The following is a 3,011-nucleotide window of genomic DNA, read 5'->3' on the forward strand; positions in this document are numbered from 1 at the left end:
AGAGGGGCCGCCGATCCACCTTCCTTACCGAACCGCATCGCCAGTCACTGTTTTTCGACGCAAAATCGATGCAAAATATTCCTTGACAAACAAAAACAGCCCCCCTATACTTCCGAACACTAAAGATAATATCTTATCAATTCAATCAATTATATTCGGAGAGGGGGCTTATATCTTTCAGAACAGTAAATCCGACTATCGGGGTCGCAACTATGTTAGCTATCTCGGCGGGGTGGGCATCCAGAGGACCGAGCGGCTTTTTGTTTCCGTGCTGGCCAAAGGCTCATCCCCGCGCTCCGAGGGAGCGGATGCCCAGGCTGAGGGACGACTGAAGGTGAACCATATGCACTCACGCCGCCTATCTTGGGAAATCTATGGGCTCACCGACTTTTCCGACGCAAGCCCCGATTTCGGTGGCGGATTGATCTTGGTGTATCAGTTTTGATCAGTATATTTTTGGAATAGACATATCAAGATGATTGATGTAGATTCAGATAGAAATGAACGAGCTAAATAAAGATGGTTTTCGTTACCAACCGGATATTAACTGGTAACATCGTCAATAATTTATTCAGAAAGGATTCAACCATGAAGATGAAATATGCTTTTCTTCCCGTCATAGCAGCGCTCATCCTCGCCCTTGCTGCCACTGTCTATGCGGGTGTTATTGAAGAGTTTGCCACTCTGGAACGCGCCTATGTTCCTGCTCTTGCGCTGACCAATCAACCCACCAAGCCGGTATCTCAAGTCCAGGAGTCATTACGGCGTCTCGACAAGGCTTGGCAGGGTTTCGTCCAAGCTACGGCCTCACAGATTAAATCAAACCCTGCCCTTGCAAAAGTCGTCACAGAGTCGAGACAAAAGATATCGAGAGCTGATGCTCTCGTTGCTGCCGACAAAAGGCATGACGCCCATGAATCCCTTGAATACATCAGGACCGCTTTCTGGAAAATCCGCACCGATATGGGCATCGACTATTTACCCGATCGATTCACGGCATTCCACGACCCCATGGAGGAATTTGCCGAAGATATCTCGAAACCGGGCTCGGATCCCAAAAAGCTCAAGACCGCCCTTACCGGGCTTTCAAGGCTATGGAGCGATGTAGAGAGATCAGGGATAGACGCTGCCCTCTTTAAATTGTCCCCCGAACGGGCAGAAACATACGCTAAGCAGGTCAGGAAAGAGCGTGAGATCTTGAATCAACTGGCGGGTCTGATCGATTCAGGCAATATCGAGGCCCTTTCCAAGGCAGCCGTGGCAATGAAATCAAATTTCGCGCAAACCTATTTCGCTTTTGGTGATTTTTCCGGTCTTCAGTAACCCTCTTGTCCATATTGGGACCTGAACCCCAAAGGGGATTCATTTTAATTTTTTCTCGATGGGACAAATTTGTTTGTCTAACTATGATATTGTATTATTCTACTACCTATCTTTATAAAAGACCTAAGATACGGAATCAATATGAGCTTTCTACGCTCTCAGCAGGTAAATAGAGTGGAGGATTGTCTATGGACAAGGCATTAGTGATTGTCGGTGCCGGCGCTGCAGGAGGTTCCGTAGCTGCCGAGGCAAAAAGAGGCGATCCCGGTCTTTCCGTCACCATGATCGAACAAGGGCCTCACGTAGCAACCGCAGCCTGACCTATGCCGTATTACATCGGCGATGTAATCAAGGATGAACGGAAGCTGACGGCGCGTACCCCGGCAAAATTCCGGGAATCAGGCATTGAGGTTATTATCAATACCAAGGTCGAACAGATTGATCCGGTCAGCCAAGTCGTCCGTCTTGATAGCGGCGCCTCCCTGCCCTACGATTTACTTGCCATCGGAACGGGCACAGCACCCCGCATGCCCGGCATACCCGGAGAAGACATGGAAGGGGTGTTTATCCTGAAAAGACTGAGCGATGCACTGAGGATCAAAGCCTACCTCAAGGAGACGGCTTGCCGGAAGGCCATTATCATCGGGGCCGGCTTTATCGCTATGGAAGTCTGCGAGGCCTTCGTGACTAGGGGAATCGCAACAGAGGTTATCCACGGGTAAGCTTCCAGTCAACCGCGGGGACCCGGCATTGGGCCTAATGATTTTCGACGAACTCAAGAAGCACGATGTCGCTTTTACTGCTGATACGAAACCTCGATCTATCGAGAGAGGATCTGCCTACCGGTTACGCTTGAACACGAATCACGGACCCAAGGAGGGAGATATAATCCTCATAGCAGTCGGCGTCAAGCCAGATACGTCTTGCAGAGTCGATGGGCCTGGCCCTTGGCAAATCTGGCGCTATTGCGGTTAATTTCTCCCAACAAACCTCTGTAGAAAATATCTATGCCGCCGGCGACTGTTGCGAGTCCTTTCACCGGATCAGCAAGCGATGGGGGAACATCCCTTTGGGCGACATCGCCAACAAGCAAGGCCGCGTTGCTGGAAGCAATATTGGTGGCAAACCTATGATATTCCCCGGTGTTGTCGGTGCCCAGTCTTTCCAGATTTTCAGCCTGGAGGCGGCCGCAACGGGTCTTACAGAAAGTGAGGCCCGGGTATCCGGTTTTCATCCCGTCAGCTTGATCACTTGGGGAAATGCCTCCGCCAATGCTATGCCAGATGCGAAGAAGATAGGTCTCAAACTGATCGCAGACGGGGCGACGGCAAGGCTGATTATGAACATCAAGCTTCGCTTTCAGAAGATATACGAAGTAGATCCCCTGGTCTGCCCGAAATGTCAGGGGGCGATGCGGATCATCAGTTTTATTGAAGACCCGTCGGTGATCCGGGCCATTCTCGAACATCTGGGACTATGGCTGGTAAGGGCAAAACCACTGCCAAAAGCTCACGCTCCGCCAATACGCCGCTTGCGATCGAAAGCTTCAAACACACGCTGACACTATTTACGGCGACCCTGAAAGCGTAGCTTAATGTTCATAATTTTGCTCAAAAATACCCTCTTGCCGGGTGACTCGGCCAAGAGGTGCGCTGATTTATGAAGATTAAGCTACGCTTTCTCAAAAG

5 protein-coding genes are annotated in these 3,011 nt (G+C 50.2%); all 5 read left to right on the forward strand.

Annotated elements, in window-relative coordinates; all coding sequences use genetic code 11:
* A partial coding sequence (locus M0P74_18255; GenBank protein ID MCK9365529.1) for a hypothetical protein occupies nucleotides 1-445 on the forward strand: 445 nt, incomplete at its 5' end.
* 143 nt (nucleotides 446-588) lie between these two features.
* Nucleotides 589-1,323, forward strand: a complete 735-nt coding sequence (locus tag M0P74_18260; GenBank protein ID MCK9365530.1) for a hypothetical protein — start codon at nucleotides 589-591, stop codon at nucleotides 1,321-1,323.
* 188 nt (nucleotides 1,324-1,511) lie between these two features.
* Complete coding sequence (locus tag M0P74_18265; GenBank protein ID MCK9365531.1) at nucleotides 1,512-1,643, forward strand: lycopene cyclase family protein; 132 nt, start codon at nucleotides 1,512-1,514, stop codon at nucleotides 1,641-1,643.
* Nucleotides 1,644-1,646: 3 nt separating this feature from the next.
* Nucleotides 1,647-2,045 (forward strand): FAD-dependent oxidoreductase, encoded by a 399-nt coding sequence (locus tag M0P74_18270; protein MCK9365532.1) that lies wholly within the window; start codon nucleotides 1,647-1,649, stop codon nucleotides 2,043-2,045.
* A gap of 212 nt (nucleotides 2,046-2,257) precedes the next feature.
* A complete protein-coding gene (locus tag M0P74_18275; protein MCK9365533.1) occupies nucleotides 2,258-2,884 on the forward strand; it encodes an FAD-dependent oxidoreductase in 627 nt (208 codons plus the stop codon).
* The last annotated feature ends 127 nt before the right edge of the window (nucleotides 2,885-3,011 follow it).

The organism is Syntrophales bacterium (genome assembly GCA_023229765.1).
Taxonomy (GTDB): domain Bacteria; phylum Desulfobacterota; class Syntrophia; order Syntrophales; family UBA5619; genus DYTH01.